This is a genomic window from Allobosea sp. R86505 (assembly GCF_042466375.1).
Taxonomy (GTDB): domain Bacteria; phylum Pseudomonadota; class Alphaproteobacteria; order Rhizobiales; family Beijerinckiaceae; genus Allobosea.
Genome location: NZ_JAXHPY010000001.1, coordinates 839151 through 853477 on the forward strand (window position 1 = coordinate 839151; position 14327 = coordinate 853477).

19 protein-coding genes are annotated in these 14327 nt (G+C 67.3%); 11 read left to right on the top strand and 8 right to left on the bottom strand.

What is annotated here, in order from left to right; genetic code table 11:
• Positions 1-26 precede the first annotated feature (26 nt).
• The 7 genes from SJY11_RS04035 to SJY11_RS04065 all read right to left on the bottom strand — a co-directional run bounded on the left by SJY11_RS04035 (position 27) and on the right by SJY11_RS04065 (position 5423).
• Positions 27-293 carry a flagellar biosynthetic protein FliQ gene (locus tag SJY11_RS04035; protein WP_069053039.1) on the bottom strand — a complete coding sequence of 89 codons (267 nt, stop codon included), beginning with the start codon at positions 291-293 and terminating at the stop codon, positions 27-29.
• 10 nt (positions 294-303) lie between these two features.
• Entirely contained in the window at positions 304-573 is a 270-nt protein-coding gene (locus SJY11_RS04040) for a flagellar hook capping FlgD N-terminal domain-containing protein (protein WP_376985149.1), read from the bottom strand.
• A gap of 54 nt (positions 574-627) precedes the next feature.
• On the bottom strand, positions 628-1104 hold the full coding sequence (flbT, locus tag SJY11_RS04045; protein ID WP_376985150.1) for a flagellar biosynthesis repressor FlbT: 477 nt from the start codon (positions 1102-1104) through the stop codon (positions 628-630).
• An 8-nt stretch (positions 1105-1112) separates the two neighbouring features.
• On the bottom strand, positions 1113-1460 hold the full coding sequence (gene flaF / locus SJY11_RS04050; RefSeq protein ID WP_376985151.1) for a flagellar biosynthesis regulator FlaF: 348 nt from the start codon (positions 1458-1460) through the stop codon (positions 1113-1115).
• A 136-nt stretch (positions 1461-1596) separates the two neighbouring features.
• Positions 1597-2649, bottom strand: coding sequence for a flagellar hook-associated family protein (locus SJY11_RS04055; protein WP_376985152.1), 1053 nt, complete (start codon positions 2647-2649; stop codon positions 1597-1599).
• 4 nt (positions 2650-2653) lie between these two features.
• Positions 2654-4135: a flagellar hook-associated protein FlgK gene (flgK, locus tag SJY11_RS04060; protein WP_376985153.1), complete on the bottom strand. Its 1482-nt coding sequence runs from the start codon at positions 4133-4135 to the stop codon at positions 2654-2656.
• Between the two features lie 31 nt (positions 4136-4166).
• Positions 4167-5423, bottom strand: coding sequence for a flagellar hook protein FlgE (locus tag SJY11_RS04065; RefSeq protein WP_376985154.1), 1257 nt, complete (start codon positions 5421-5423; stop codon positions 4167-4169).
• Positions 5424-5866: 443 nt separating this feature from the next.
• Here SJY11_RS04065 and SJY11_RS04070 point away from each other — a divergent pair, with 443 nt between their 5' ends.
• The 11 genes from SJY11_RS04070 to fliP all read left to right on the top strand — a co-directional run bounded on the left by SJY11_RS04070 (position 5867) and on the right by fliP (position 12865).
• Positions 5867-6541 carry a response regulator transcription factor gene (locus SJY11_RS04070; RefSeq protein WP_326908774.1) on the top strand — a complete coding sequence of 225 codons (675 nt, stop codon included), beginning with the start codon at positions 5867-5869 and terminating at the stop codon, positions 6539-6541.
• Positions 6542-6691: 150 nt separating this feature from the next.
• The gene (flgB, locus tag SJY11_RS04075; protein ID WP_376985155.1) at positions 6692-7072 is read left to right on the top strand and encodes a flagellar basal body rod protein FlgB; all 381 of its coding nucleotides are present in this window, start codon (positions 6692-6694) and stop codon (positions 7070-7072) included.
• Positions 7073-7127: 55 nt separating this feature from the next.
• Entirely contained in the window at positions 7128-7547 is a 420-nt protein-coding gene (gene flgC, locus SJY11_RS04080) for a flagellar basal body rod protein FlgC (RefSeq protein ID WP_326908770.1), read from the top strand.
• Positions 7547-7885, top strand: coding sequence for a flagellar hook-basal body complex protein FliE (gene fliE, locus SJY11_RS04085; RefSeq protein WP_376985156.1), 339 nt, complete (start codon positions 7547-7549; stop codon positions 7883-7885). Before flgC ends, fliE begins: the two co-directional genes overlap by 1 nt.
• Before the next feature lie 11 nt (positions 7886-7896).
• Positions 7897-8685 carry a flagellar basal-body rod protein FlgG gene (gene flgG / locus SJY11_RS04090; RefSeq protein WP_326908766.1) on the top strand — a complete coding sequence of 263 codons (789 nt, stop codon included), beginning with the start codon at positions 7897-7899 and terminating at the stop codon, positions 8683-8685.
• An 8-nt stretch (positions 8686-8693) separates the two neighbouring features.
• Positions 8694-9173 (top strand): flagellar basal body P-ring formation chaperone FlgA, encoded by a 480-nt coding sequence (flgA, locus tag SJY11_RS04095; RefSeq protein ID WP_376985157.1) that lies wholly within the window; start codon positions 8694-8696, stop codon positions 9171-9173.
• Entirely contained in the window at positions 9173-10291 is a 1119-nt protein-coding gene (flgI, locus tag SJY11_RS04100) for a flagellar basal body P-ring protein FlgI (RefSeq protein WP_376985158.1), read from the top strand. The genes flgA and flgI overlap by 1 nt, the downstream gene beginning before the upstream one ends.
• A 93-nt stretch (positions 10292-10384) precedes the next feature.
• Positions 10385-10918: a MotE family protein gene (locus SJY11_RS04105; protein WP_376985159.1), complete on the top strand. Its 534-nt coding sequence runs from the start codon at positions 10385-10387 to the stop codon at positions 10916-10918.
• The gene (gene flgH / locus SJY11_RS04110; RefSeq protein WP_326908761.1) at positions 10915-11619 is read left to right on the top strand and encodes a flagellar basal body L-ring protein FlgH; all 705 of its coding nucleotides are present in this window, start codon (positions 10915-10917) and stop codon (positions 11617-11619) included. Before SJY11_RS04105 ends, flgH begins: the two co-directional genes overlap by 4 nt.
• A complete protein-coding gene (locus tag SJY11_RS04115) occupies positions 11619-12131 on the top strand; it encodes a flagellar basal body-associated FliL family protein (RefSeq protein ID WP_376985160.1) in 513 nt (170 codons plus the stop codon). Before flgH ends, SJY11_RS04115 begins: the two co-directional genes overlap by 1 nt.
• On the top strand, positions 12128-12865 hold the full coding sequence (gene fliP / locus SJY11_RS04120) for a flagellar type III secretion system pore protein FliP (RefSeq protein ID WP_376985161.1): 738 nt from the start codon (positions 12128-12130) through the stop codon (positions 12863-12865). Before SJY11_RS04115 ends, fliP begins: the two co-directional genes overlap by 4 nt.
• A gap of 179 nt (positions 12866-13044) precedes the next feature.
• On the opposite strand, the gene SJY11_RS04125 is transcribed toward fliP, so the two are convergent.
• Positions 13045-14301 (bottom strand): aminopeptidase, encoded by a 1257-nt coding sequence (locus SJY11_RS04125; protein ID WP_376985162.1) that lies wholly within the window; start codon positions 14299-14301, stop codon positions 13045-13047.
• Positions 14302-14327 lie beyond the last annotated feature (26 nt).

Consider the following 14327-nt stretch of genomic DNA (forward strand, 5'->3'; position numbering starts at 1 on the left):
GGAAATGCGCGCCCGTCGGCGCGCGGTCAGAAGCCGCGCTCGATCCGCCCGTAGACGCGCTCGGTGAAGGCGAAGACCTGCGCGCCGGTGAAGGCCCCCGTCGCCGCCATCACGATCAGGATGACGACGATCTTGGGCACGAAGGTCAGCGTGGCCTCCTGCACCTGCGTCAGGGCCTGCATCAACGCGATGATCAGGCCGATCGCCATCGCGGCGGCCACGGCGGGGCCGGCGCCGACGATGATCGCCCAGACGGCGTCGCGCATCAGGTCGAGGGCGTCGGCCTCGTTCACGCGGAGCGCCTCAGGCTTCCGTCGTGGCGGGCTTCAGCGCCGCGATGCCGGCGATGATCTGGTTGAGCTTGGCATTGGCCGTGACCGACTGCTCGACCTGCGAGAGCGCCGCGAATTGCTGGACGTATTGCGCCGGATCGGTCGGGTTGGTCGGATCCTGGTTCTTGGCCTGGGCGATCAGGAGCTGGAGAAAGGTGTTGTAGTCGCCCATGGCGTTCTTGGCGCTCGTCGAGCTCGAGGTCGTGCTCGTCGTGGTGCTCTGGATGCTGCTCACGTCCATGATCGGCTCCGCCGGGTTTGGGATGGGACCCGCCGGGAGGCGGGCCTCGTTTCGTCAGGCGAGCTGGGCCTCGCGCCGCATCGGCGCGACGGTCGCAGCCCTCGCCGTCGCCGTCAGGCTAGGCTCCGTGGCCTGCCCGGAGCTTGCGAGGATCGCGGCCTCCGCCGGATAGAGCGCCCGCAGCTGCTTGAGCGCCTCGAAATGGCGCTCCTCGGCGATCAGCTGGTCGACGGCCTGGAGACCGAGGAGCACGTCGGCATCCTCGAAGATGCAGGCGGTGGTCATCAGCATCCGGTCGAAGAGCAGCCGGGCGGCGCCGGCGTTCTTCGGGTCGATCAGCATGGTCTGAACGACGAAATAGAGCTGCCGCAGCGGCGTCGTCGTCTCGTCGGGCTGGATGACGTGGGTTTCCAGCAGGAAGGTCGCGTCGTTCATCAGCTCGAGGCTGACCTTGCGGTCGAAGCGCAGGATCGCCCCGTTGATGTAGATCTTCTCGTTGGCGCGCAAGGAGAGGTTCATCGGCTTGCCCATCTTCCGGTTCAGGCGAGGCTGTCGCGGATCATCTTGTTGACGTCGATGACCGATTCGAAGTCGTCCGACTGGCCGAGCCGCAGCGCCTCGCCCTGGCGCAGGGCGAAGAGGCCGATCGAGATCAGCGAGGCGCGCAGGCTCTCGGGCAGGCCGTTCTCGGCGCTGCCGAGATCCTCGATCAGCAGCGTCCAGAGCCGGCGCAGGAAGCCGACCGCCTCGATCGTCTCCGGCGAGGCCGCCCCGGTCGGTCGGGCCTCCTCGAGCAGGGTCACGGCATGGTCGAGCGCGCGCCATTCCTGGGCGCGGGCGAGGGTGTAGTCATCCGCGGCCATGGCCGCATAGGAGCTCTGGTACATGGGGCATCTCCGGACGGGTGGACGGGAGGGCGGGTTTCGGCGCGCAGGCGCCCGGCCACGCCGGCCGGGGCCGGAGCGGGCGGTGAGCGCGGATGGCGGGGCGCCCGGCGGCGGCCTGTGACGGCCGGGCGCAGGATCAGCTCATGTATTTCAGGATGTTGAGCTGCTGGATCCTGACGGTGAGCGCATAGGCGGTGTCGAGCTGCGTCGTCAGATCGGTGACGCGGACATTGGCTTCGTAAGGATCGACATTCTCGAAACCCTGGATCTGCTTGACGACGATGTCGCGCTGGATCGTCAGGCGCTCGCTCGACACCTTGACGCGCTCCTCGATGGCGCCGAGTTGCGCCTGGGTCGCCGTCAGCCCGAGGATGGCCTTGTTGATGCTGTCGATGCTGGCGTCGACGACGGCGCGGAAGGCGTTGGTGTTGAGGTTCTCGATGCCGAGGTCGTAGGCCATCGTATAGGCGGCGGCGAGGTCGCGCATCGCCTGCGTATTGGCGTTGGTCGAGACCTCGACGACCTCGTTCAGCGAGATCCGGCTGGTCATGTTCTGGTCGAGCGCCGAAGACCAGTTGGTGCCCCAGGCCGGATCGGCGAACTCCGCCGGCAGAACCGTCTGCAGGAAGGTCGTCATGTCGGCCTGCGTGATGTTCGCGACGGCCGGCGCGTCCTGGGCGAAACCGAAATAGCCGGCGAAGGCGGCATCGATCGCGGTCTTGTTGCCGGCCGGAGGCGTCCCGAAATAATCCGTGACGGGTCTCTGCTGTGTGTTGATGCCGGCGAAGACGAACTGCCCGCTGGTCGAAGCGTTGAGCGCGGCCGTCGTCGCCTGGAGGTTGTTCTTGGCCTCGGACTTCAGGACCTCGGCGCCCTTGTCGCCGTCGCGGACGCTGATCAGCGTGGCAAGGAACTGCTCCGCCGTATCCCGCATCCCGTCGAGCGCCTTCTGCGTGACTTCGAGCCGGGAGGAGACGAGGGCATTGGTGTCGACGATGCCGTTCAGGCGGTTGTACTGGTCGCGCAGGCCGACGGTCTTGCCCGTGCTGCCGCCCAGCGTCAGCCCGATGTCGGCATGGCGGCCGGTCGTCGACTCCTGGGTGGCGTCGGCCAGGCTTTCGCGCGCCTTCGCGACGGCGTTGCGCAAGGTTCCCGACAGCGAATAGTTGGAGATGAAACTCGTCTTCATGGTGTCACCTCACGGCCGCAAGCAGGGCTTCGAGCATTCTGTCGATGGTCGAAATCAGCGTCGATGAGGCGTTGAAGGAGCGCTCCAGCTCCATCATCAGCGTCATCTCCTCGTTGATGTCGACGCCGGTGACGTTGGAGAGCGCAGCCGTCGTGCGTTGGAGCAGGGCCGTCTCGTAGCCCAGCGTCTGCGTCGAGGTCTGGCGCTGCGCCTCGAGCCAGCCGACGGACGATCCGGCGAAGCCGACGAGGGTGTCGGTCGGGTCGGCGCCGGTCGCGGGATCGAAATTGCGCCCGGTGCCAAACGCGGTCAGCAGCGCCTGGATGCGGTCGGGGAAGCCGGCGGCGCCGCTCGTATTGTAGACATAGTTCGGGTCGAGCGGGTCGGAGATGCCGCCGTCGCGCAGCCGGTCGAGATCGCCGCCCTGCGACGGGTCGGCGTTGGCGTTGACACGGATCGCGCCGGCGAGCCCCGCCACCGTGACGCCGGTTGCCGGAATGGTAGCGGGTCCAGGCGGCGGGCCATAGGTGAAGAGCCCCGCCTGGTCTGGCCCGACGCCGGTCTGGTCGCTTTCGGCGAAGACCTCGATCAGCCCGCGGGCGATCTCGTCGAGCTGGCTCTGATAGGTGACGGTGATCTCGTCGCGGACGATGGAGGACCCGTAAATCTGTCCCGACTTGATCGGCATGATCGCGTTGGGGCCGGTGACGGGCACGCCGTCGACATAGACCGCATTGCCCGACGTGCCTGCCCCCAGCGCGAAGCTGGGCGCCATCGAGACCGTGCGCGGCACGGTTTCGAACAGCGTCACGCCGCCATCGGTGTAGATCACCATGTCGTTGTTGGGACGCGTCGCGACGCTGATGCCCATCTCCTCCGAGAGCTGGGAGAGGATGCGGTCGCGCGTGTCGAGCTGGTCGGTGATGTCGGCCCCCGACTGGCTGCCCTTGACGATCGCCTTGTTGGCCGCCTCGAACTCGACGAGCAGGCTGTTGACCCGATCGACGCCCAGCGCCATGTCGGCGTCCGCCTGCTGGCGCACGGTGCGGACGGTCTCGCTCGCTTCGTTGAGCGAGCGCACCATCTCGGTGGCCTTGGTGAGCACGTTCTGCGCCAGCAGTGGATCGTCGGGCGTCACGCCGTATTGCTGCAGCGCATTGGTCAGGTTGCCGAGCTTCGCCGCGAGCGACTGGTCGAGCTCGGGATCGTCGACCGTGGCCTCGAGCTGGTCGAGCGCATCGACGATCGCCTGCTGGGCGGACGTCGTCGCCGTCGCGCCGAGCTTGGCGGTAAACAGCACGGAATCCACGGCCCGGCTGACCGAAGCGACCCTGACCGCACCGCCATAGGTCGTGACCAGCGTGCCGGCCTTGCGGTTGTAGTTGGGATTGTCGGCGCCGGCGACGTTGCGCGAGAGAATGGACGTCTGGGTCGAGGTCGCGGTCAGCGAGGACTGCGCCACGTTCAGGGCTGATGACAGGCTCATGGGGGCGTCCCCGTCTCTTTCTCGGGCGCGCTCAGCGCTTCAGATTGACCAGGACGTCGAGGATTTCCGAACCGGTCTGGAAGACCTTCGAATTCGCCGTGTAGCTACGCTGCGACTCGATCATCGCCGTCAGTTCGGTGGCGAGGTCGACATTCGACTGCTCGAGCGCGCTGGAGCGGATCGAGCCGAAGCTGCCGCTCTCCGGGAAGCCGACGATGACGTCGCCGGATTTGTTGTTGACGGAAAACACGTTGCCGGACACCGGCGTCAGCTGGTCCGGGCTCGGCACGGTGGCCAGCGGGATGCGGTAGGTCGCGCGCCGCGCGCCGTTCTCGAAGACGGCATAGACGGTGCCGTCATCGGCGATCTCGACCGATTCCACCGCGCTCGGCGCGTTGCCATCGACCGCGAGTTCCAGCGCGGTCTCGCCGGTGGCGACCTGCGACACCTGGCTGAAATCGATCGTCGCGGTGGCGCCACCGGGGATGGCGACGGTGAAATTCGCCGGTGCGGTGGTGAGCTGGCCGGTCGGGCCGAAGGCCAGCGCGACGTTGGCGAGGGGGCCGCCCGCATAGGGGAAGCCGCCGGCGGTCGCACCCGCCTGGTCGAAGACCACCGCCTGCCAGGTATCGGGCGCCGTGCCGGTCTTGGCCATGTAGACGTCGAGGAACTGCTTGTTGCCGAGATTGTCGTAGGTGACGATCGAGGCCTTGCTGGAATAGGTGCTGCCGGCGACGTTATCGGAGGGCAGGGTGCCGGGCGCGATCACCGTCGCGTTCGAGTCGAGCACGCCCTTGAGCGTGCCGCTCACCGTCGGGTTCGCCTGATAGGCGACGTTGGCGAGGTTGATGCGCTCGAGCCCGTCAAGGCTGTTGGCCACGACGGTCGGGTCGCCGTTCTCGATCGGGTAACCCATCAGGTAGAAACCGGCCGAATTGACCAGTTCCTGGCTGCCGTTCTTCACGAAGGCGCCGGCCCGGGTCATGTAGGGCGTTCCGCCCGCATCGGTGACGATGAAGAAGCCGTTGCCCTTGATGGCGAGGTCCGTCTTCGAGGTCGAGCCCATGATCAGGCCCTCGTCGGAAATCGCATAGCGCGTCGTCGTCTCGACGCCGCCGGAATTGTATTCGCTGTGGTTCCCTTCGGAGATCAGCGAGGAAAACTCGGTCGAGGCGCGCTTGTAGCCGACGGTGTTGACGTTGGCGATGTTGTCGCTGACCGCGCCCAGCTTGCTGCCCTGGGCGGCCATGCCGGACACGCCGGTGCGCATGATCCCGAAAATGCTCATCTGCCGATCTCCAAGCCAAGCTTTCGAGGCTCATCTGATCTGGTGTTGCTTGCCCGAAGCTTTCGCAGGACATGCGTCGCAATTGAGTCAATTTGGACATGACGTTCAGAGCCAATACCGTCGTTCTCGACTCCTTATACTATAGGCGGCCCGGCGCGCCGCGCGCCGCCGCCAGCGACAGGCAATCGAGTTGACGTTTGGGCAGCAAGAAAACGTGCAGGCGCCGTTTGTATCAGGCGCGTTCGTGGCTAAATTTCGAGGGTTAATGAAACGTATAGGCTTTCTCATAAATCCGTATAACGGTCTTTAACTCAGGTTTCCACAGTATTTCATCTCATGTCTCAACATCCGACTCCTGCGTTGACCATGACGAAGACGATCCCTAGCGTCAGACTGCTTCCAGCTCTTTCGAGGGGGAGTTGTACCGATGCTGGGGGGTATCCATGTATATCGTCATCGATGACCGGGTTCTCGTCACGGAAGGATATCAGTCTCTGTTTACTGGCGAGGGCGTCCCGGCGATCGGCTTCACCCCTTCGCGATTCCAGGAATGGGTCGAGGATACCTCGGCCGACCACCTCAACAGCGTCGAGGCCTTCCTGATCGGCGACTGTGCCGAGCGCTCGACATTCCCGACCATGATCCGCCGCCGCTCGCAGGCGCCGGTGATCGCCATGAACGAGGCCTCCTCGCTCGAAAAGACGCTGGAGCTCTTCGCCGCCGGCGTCGACGACGTCGTCCGCAAGCCCGTCCATGTCCGCGAGATCCTGGCGCGGGTGAACGCGATGCAGCGCCGGGCCGAGAAGCGTCGCTCGAGCGACGACGAGGTCACGGTCGGCGAGATCAAGGTCCATTTCGACGGCAGCGATCCCGAGGTCGCGGGCGAGCTGATGGCGCTGCCGCGCCGCGAGCGTCGCATCCTGGAATTCCTGATGCGCCATCGCGGACGCTGGGTCACCAAGACGCAGGTCTTCAACGCGGTCTACGGCCTGTTCGATGCCGAGGTCGACGAGGCCGTGGTCGAGAGCCATGTCAGCAAGCTGCGCAAGAAGCTGCGGGCCAAGCTCGGCTACGACCCGATCGATTCCAAGCGCTATCTCGGCTACACGATCTCCTGACCACCGGCCCCGGCGGCGAGGCCGGGGCGCCGACTGATCTCAGTCGTCGATCGTCTTCGCGCTGCAACGGCGCGTCATTCCCAGTCAAAGGCCAGCTTCGCGCAAGTCAATCCTCCTAGTGTCGGATGACACCGACAAGGGAGGCTTCCCGTGGAGCCCATCCATCTCTTCGATCTCGCCGCCAAGCAGTCGCATTGGCTCGCCGTTCGACAGAACGCCGTCTCGCAGAACATCGCGAATGCCAACACGCCGCGCTACACCGCTGTTGATGTCGAGCCCTTCGAGGCCGTGGTGCGCAAGACCACGCTGTCGCTGGCGGCAACCGCGCCGAACCATATCAGCTCGACCCCGGCCGAGGCGCTGACGGCCCGGCCGCGCAGATCGGACAGCTGGTCCACCGTCCATTCCGGCAATTCGGTCAGCCTCGAGCAGGAAATGCTCAAGGCCGGCGAGATCGGCCGCAGCCACGCCTTCACGACGAACATCGTGCGCAGCTTCCACCGGATGATGATGACCGCGATCAAGGGCTGACCAGCCCCGCGCAAGCATTCGTCGCTCGAATACTGTCAAGAGTGAGGACAAATCCATGATCGACCCTCTCGACGCTTCGATGAAGATCGCGGCTGCCGGCCTCCAGGCCCAGTCGACGCGGGTGCGCGTCGTCTCGGAGAACCTGGCCAACGCCCAGGCCACCGGCACGACCCGCGGTGCCGATCCCTACCGGCGCAAGACCGTGACCTTCGAGAGCGCGATGAACCGGGCGCTCGGCGTCTCGCTCGTCAAGATCAAGGGCGTCGGCGTCGACAAGGCGCCCTTCCGCGTCGAGTTCGAGCCGAGCCATCCGGCCGCCGACGAGAAGGGCTACGTCAAGATGCCCAACGTCTCGCTGCTGCTCGAAATGGCCGACATGCGCGAGGCGAACCGCTCCTACGAGGCCAACCTGCAGATGATCAAGCAGGCGCGCTCGATGCAATCCATGACCATCGATCTTTTGAGGAACGGCTGATGCTCAACGCGATTTCCGCTCTCGCGCCGGTCGCGAGCCAGGTCACCCAGGGTCTGTCGGGCCTCGCCGGCGCCAGCCTGCGCCAGGGCGCGGCCACTGCTGCGGGCGCCGCCCAGCCCGGCGCCGATTTCGGCTCCGTCTTCGCCAATGTGGCGCAGAATTTCGTCGACAACCTCGCCGAAGGCGAGAGCCAGGCGTTGGCCGGTATCCAGGGCAAGGCGGCCGTCCAGGACGTCGTCCAGGCGGTGATGTCGGCCGAACAGTCGCTGCAGCTCGCGATGGCGATGCGCGACAAGGTCGTCGGCGCCTACCAAGAATTCATGCACATGGCGATCTGAGGACCGAACCGATGAAAGTTCTCGCCATCGCGGCCACCGGCATGAGCGCGCAGCAGCTCAATGTCGAGGTCATCGCCAACAACATCTCCAACATCAACACGACGTCCTTCAAGCGGGCGCGGCCGGAGTTCACCGACCTGCTCTACCAGACCGAGCGCTCGCGCGGCGTGCCCAATCGCGGCGGCGACGGCTCGATTCCAGAGGGTGCCTCGCTCGGGCTCGGCGTGCGCGCGGCGGCGATCCGAAATCTGCACATCCAGGGGGCGATGACGCAGACCGGCAACCGGCTCGACCTCGCCATCGACGGGCGCGGCTGGTTCAAGGTCACGGCGCCCGAAGGCGAGACGCTCTATGCCCGCGCCGGCACCTTCAACACCAATGCCGATGGCGACATCGTCACGGCCGACGGCTATCTGCTCGATCCGGTGATCCGGGTCCCGGCCGATGCGGTCGACGTCACCGTCAATGAGTCCGGCCTGGTGCTCGCCAAGATCCCGGGCGAGGTGCAGCCGCGCCAGCTCGGCCAGATCACGCTGGCGAATTTCGCCAATGATGCCGGGCTCGAGCCGCTCGGCGGCAATCTCTATCGCGAGACCGTGGCCTCGGGGCAGCCGAATGACGGCAACCCGACCGCGATCGGCTTCGGCAAGCTGCGCCAGGGCTATCTCGAGGCGTCGAACGTCGATCCTGTGAAGGAGATCACGGCGCTGATCGCGGCGCAGCGCGCCTATGAGATGAACGCCAAGGTCATCACCGCCGCCGACCAGATGGCCGGCACCGTCTCCAACGGCATCCGGTGAGGCGCGCCATGGCCGGCAAGACGCTCCGCTCTCAGGGCCTCGCGGCGGCCGTGCTCGCCGCCGTTGTCGGCCTGCTCGCGACCGGACCGGTCCAGGCCAGCCCGGCTTCGGTGACGCTGCCGGTCCCGGCGGTCACGCTCTATCCGGGCGACGTCATCGCCGATGTGCATCTGGTCGACCGCGCCTTCCGGGTGGCCGGGCGGGTGGCGGTGGACAACCGGCTCGCTCTGGTCGGCAAGGTCGTGCGGCGCACGCTGCTGCCGGGCCAGCCGATCCCGCTCAACGCGGTCGACGATCCCAAGGTGGTGCGCCGCGGCGTGCCGACCCAGGTGGTGTTCCGCGAGAGCGACCTCGTCATCACCGGCATCGTCGAGCCGATGGCCTCTGCCTCGGTCAACGAGATGGTCAAGGCGCGCAATCCCGACAGCGGGCTGATCGTGATCGGCGTCGTCCAGGCGGATGGCACGATCCGCGTCGGGAGCGAATGATGACGCTCGCCTCGCGACTGATCGTCGGCCTCTGCGCGCTGGCCATGGCGCTGACCGGCGCCGCGCCGGCCCGTGCCTCTGTGCGGATCAAGGACATCGCCGGGCTGCAGGGCGTGCGCGACAACCAGCTCGTCGGCTACGGGCTCGTCATCGGGCTGCAGGGCACGGGTGACAGCGTGCGCAACTCGCCCTTCACCGGCCAGGCGCTGCAGTCCATGCTCGATCGGCTGGGCGTGAACGTCCGCAATTCGGCGCTGCGCACGCGCAATGTCGCGGCGGTGATCGTGACGGCGGATCTGCCGGCCTTCGCCGGGCGCGGCAGCCGCATCGACGTCTCCGTCGCCTCGATGGGGGATGCCACCTCGCTGCTCGGCGGCACGCTCGTCGTCACATCGCTCTTGGCGGCGGACGGGCAGACCTATGCGCTGGCGCAGGGCCGGCTCAACGTGTCGGGCTTTTCGGCCCAGGGCGAGGCCGAGCGGCTGACGCAAGGCGTCACCACGGCTGCGCGCATTCCCGGCGGCGCCCTCGTCGAGCGCCAGATTCCCGACCAGCTCGCGACGCTGCATGTGCTGTCGCTCGAGCTGCGCAACCCCGATTTCGTCACGGCCGAGCGTGTCGCCGGTGCGATCAACGCCTTCACCCGCGAACGCTACAAGTCGACCGTCGCCTTCGCGCTCGACCACCGCACGATCAGCCTGACGCGGCCGCCCAACATGTCGACGGCGCGCTTCATCGCCGAGATCGAGCGGCTGACGCTGGAGCCGGATTCGCCCGCCCGCGTCGTCGTCGACGAGCGCACCGGCACGGTCGTGATCGGCCGGGACGTCAAGATCTCCACGGTCGCCGTCACCCATGGCAACCTGACGGTGCGCGTCACCGAGACGCCGATGGTCTCGCAGCCGGAACCGTTCAGCAACGGCCAGACCGTGGTGGTGCCGCGCACGCAGATCGAGGCGCAGCAGGGCAATGGCCGGCTCGCCATCATCAACGGGGCCAACCTGCACACGCTCGTGCGCGGCCTCAATCAGATCGGGCTGAAGCCGGCGGGGATCATCGCGATCCTGCAGGCGATCAAGACCGCGGGCGCGCTCCAGGCCGACCTCGTCGTGCAGTAGCGCGCCGGGCCGGCGCGGGCCTGCCGCCGCGCCAGCCCCGCGAAAGCGAGGCCCGCTAGAACCCATCCGTCGACCATCGAGCCGAGGGGCGCCATGCCGTCGAAGTCTTTCCCTTTCCTGTCCCTGCTGCCGGTTCTGCTGCTGGCGCCCGGTTCCGGCGCCGGCGCGGCGCCGACCCAGACGCCGCCGGTGGCGCCTGCGGCCGCCCTGACCTCGGATGCGGCGAGCTATTGCGCCGCGATCCGCGAGCCGGCGGCGGAGGCCCGCTTCGCCTGGCAGGCCAACACGCTGAACGGGCTGGAGGCGAAGCTCGCCGAGACCCTGAAGAAGCTCGAGGAACGCAAGGCGGAGCTGCAGTCGCTCACCGACCAGCGCGCTGCCGAGATCAAGCAGGCCGAGGCCCGCATGACCGACATCTTTGCGCGGATGCGCCCGGATGCCGCCGCTCTCCAGCTCGCCGCCATGGACCAGAGCGTGGCGGTGGCCGTGCTCAGCAAGCTGCCGGCGCGGGCCGCCAGCGCCGTACTCAACGAGATGGAAGCCTCGCGCGCCGCCCAACTCGCTGAGGTGATGGGCGGGCGGCGATCCCTCCCGACGACGCCCCCAACCGGAGTTCAGACCCGATGAAGCCTCTTCTCCTGGCGGCCTGCGCCGTCACTCTCGCCGGCTGCGGCACCGACATGGCCGAGCTCAACCGCGAGCCGCAGCTCTCCCGCGTCGGCAGCGGGCTCGTCGCCCAGCGCGACGCCATCCCGCTCGGCACGCCGACGGGCCGCGGCGTCGATGTCGCGTTCAATTCGATCTACACCCGCCAGAGCGAGGACCTCTTCCGCGACACCCGCGCGATGAAGACCGGCGACGTCGTCACGGTGAAGATCTCGATCAACGACAAGGCCAAGCTCGACAACAAGTCGGACCGCTCGCGCAATTCGGCGGCGAAATACGGCCTCGGCTTCCTCGCGAATTTCAACGGGGCCTCGGGTGATGCGTCTGCGAGCGCCAATGCCAGCTCCGACACCTCCTCGCGCGGCCGGGGCCTGACCGACCGTTCGGAAGAGGTCGAGATGTCGGTCGCCGCCGTCGTCACCGAGATCCTGCCCAACGGCAACCTCGTCATCAACGGCTCGCAGGAGGTGCGCGTGAACTACGACATGCGCGTGCTCAACGTCACCGGCATCGTGCGCCCGCGCGACATCACCGGCAACAATGTCGTCTCCTATGAGAAGATCGCCGAGGCGCGGATCTCCTATGGCGGGCGCGGCCGCGGCATGGAGGTTCAACAGCCGGCCTGGGGCCAGCAGCTCGTCGACAAGGTCACCCCCTTCTGATGGCGCGTTCCCTGCCCAGGCTGCCCGGCCCGCGCCCGGGCCGGAGGGTCGCGCCGCGGGCGTTGCTGGCCGCTGCGCCGGTGCTGATCCTGACGGCGCTGGCGGCCGGGGCCGGCACGCTCTGGGGTTTCCGCGTCGTCGGCACGGTCGAGAGCACGGTGATGAAGCGGATGGAGGCGTCGACGCCCGATCTCGCGGTCAGTCCGCAGATGACCGGGACGCTGGTTCTCAAGAAGCTGTCGCCGATCGTCACCAACCTCGCCGCGCCCGCCAACACCTGGGTACGGCTGGAGGCGGCGCTGCTGATGGAGCAGAAGGCCGCCTTGAGCGCCGACCCGCTGGTCGGCGCCATCACCGAGGACATTCTCGGCTTTCTGCGCAGCGTCACCGCGCAACAGATGGAAGGGGCCGCCGGCCTGCGCAACTTGCGCGAGGACCTGACCGAGCGTGTCGCGATCCGCTCCAAGGGCGTCGTGCGCGAGATCGTCATCGAGACGCTGGTGGTGCAGTGAGCAGGCTTCTCGCAACGCTTCTGATCCTGCTCGCCAGTATCGTCGGCGCGAAGGCGCAGTCCTTCGGGCTGGATGGCCTGCTGCCCCAGGGCGGCGCCTCGGCTTCGGGCCGCATCGTCCAGATCGTCGCGATGCTGACCATCCTGTCGGTCGCGCCGGGGCTGCTGATGATGGTGACGAGCTTCAGCCGCTTCGTGATCGCGCTGTCCTTCCTGCGCTCGGGGCTCGGCCTGCAGAGCACGCCGGCCAATCTGATCCTGGTCAGCCTGGCCCTGTTCATGACCTTCTTCGTGATGGCGCCGACCTTCGACAAGGCCTGGCAGGAGGGCGTGCTGCCGCTGGTCGAGAACCGGATCGGCGAGGCCGAGGCCTACACGAAGATCACCGCGCCCTTCCGCGACTTCATGCTGGCGCAGACGCGGCCGCAGGACTTACGCCTCTTCGCCGATCTCGCGCCGGAGAGCATCCGGCCGGAAGACCCGTCGCAGGCGGTCGATCTGCGCGTGCTGATCCCGTCCTTCATGATTTCGGAACTCAGGCGCGCCTTCGAGATCGGCTTCCTGATCGCGCTGCCCTTCCTGGTGATCGACATGATCGTGGCGACGATCGTGATGTCGATGGGCATGATGATGCTGCCGCCCACCGTGATCTCGCTGCCCTTCAAGGTGATCTTCTTCGTGCTGATCGACGGCTGGAACCTGCTGATCGGCGGGCTGGTGCGGTCGTTCAGTTAGCGACGCACGGCGTCATGTCATGGCTCGGAACCTCACTGTCATCCCGGCCGTAGCGAAGCGGAGCGCCGGGATCCATCGGAGGGCTCCGGCGCTCTACGATGGATCCCGGAGCTGCGCCGCATTGCGGCTTGTCCGGGATGACGCGCGTTGGGGTGAGCGGGCGCGTCGTTCGGCTCCCCTCAGGCCCATTCACCCTTGCGGAACACCGGCACGCGGCGGCCGTCGGCGTGGACGCCGTCGATGTCGACGCGGTCCGAGCCGATCATCCAGTCGATATGGATGAAGCTCTTGTTGCCGCCCTGGGCCGCGACCTGCTCGGGGGTGAGCTTGCCGCCGTCGAGGAAGCACTTCGAATAGCACTGGCCGAGCGCGATGTGGCAGGAGGCGTTCTCGTCGAAGAGCGTGTTCAGGAAGAGGATGCCGCTCTTCGAGATCGGCGAGGAATGCGGCACCAGCGCTACCTCTCCGAGCCGGCGCGCGCCCTCGTCGGTGTCGAGCACCTTGGCGAGCACGTCGGCGCCGCGGCTCGCCTTGGATTCGACGATCCGGCCGGCCTCGAAGCGCACCTGGATCTCGTCGATCAGCGAGCCCTGATAGGAGAGCGGCTTGGTCGAGGAGACATGTCCCTCCACCCGCAGCGCATGCGGCGTGGTGAAGACCTCCTCGGTCGGGATGTTGGGATTGCAGGTCACGCCGTTCTTGGCGGTCGAGGCGCCGCCCTGCCATTCATGCCCGTCGGCGAGGCCCACAGTCAGATCGGTGCCCGGCCCGGTGAAATGCAGGGCGTGGAAGCGCTGGCCGTTGAGCCATTGCGTGCGGCTGCGCAGCGTCGCGTTATGCGCGGCCCAGGCGGCGACGGGGTCCCCGTCCGCGACGCGCGAGGCGGCGAAGATCGCGTCCGCCAGCTTGCCGACCGCGACCTCCTCGGCGTCGCCGGGAAACACGCGCCGGGCCCAGGCGGCCGTCGGATAGGCCAGGATGTTCCAGTTGATGTCGAAGCCGGCGATCTTCTCCAGCGCCGGCTGATAGGCGACCGAATTGGCCTTGCTGGCGCGCGAGACCTTGGCCGGGTCCTGTTCCGCCATCATCATCGGGTCGTCGCCGACGATGGCCAGCCGCGCGGTGTTGTTGGCGAAGGCTTTGGCGGCGCCCTCATGCAGCCAGCCGGCGGCGCGGTCGAAGCTGTCGTCCTGGGCATAGCGATAGCGCGCCAGCGTCACCTCCTCGTCGGAGAGGATCGGCGTCACCAGCCCGGCGCCGGCCTTGTAGGCGTGTTCGGCGATCTTTCGCACCAGCGGCAGCGCCGTGACCGGGGCGGTGAGAAACAGGTCCTGTCCGGGCTGGAGGTTGAGCCCGACGCGCACGGCGGCCTGGGCCAGCCGGTCGAGCTTGTCGGGATCGATCGAAACGGGAAGGCCGCGCTGATGAATGGTCATGGGGACGCCTAGTCTGGTGATGTCGG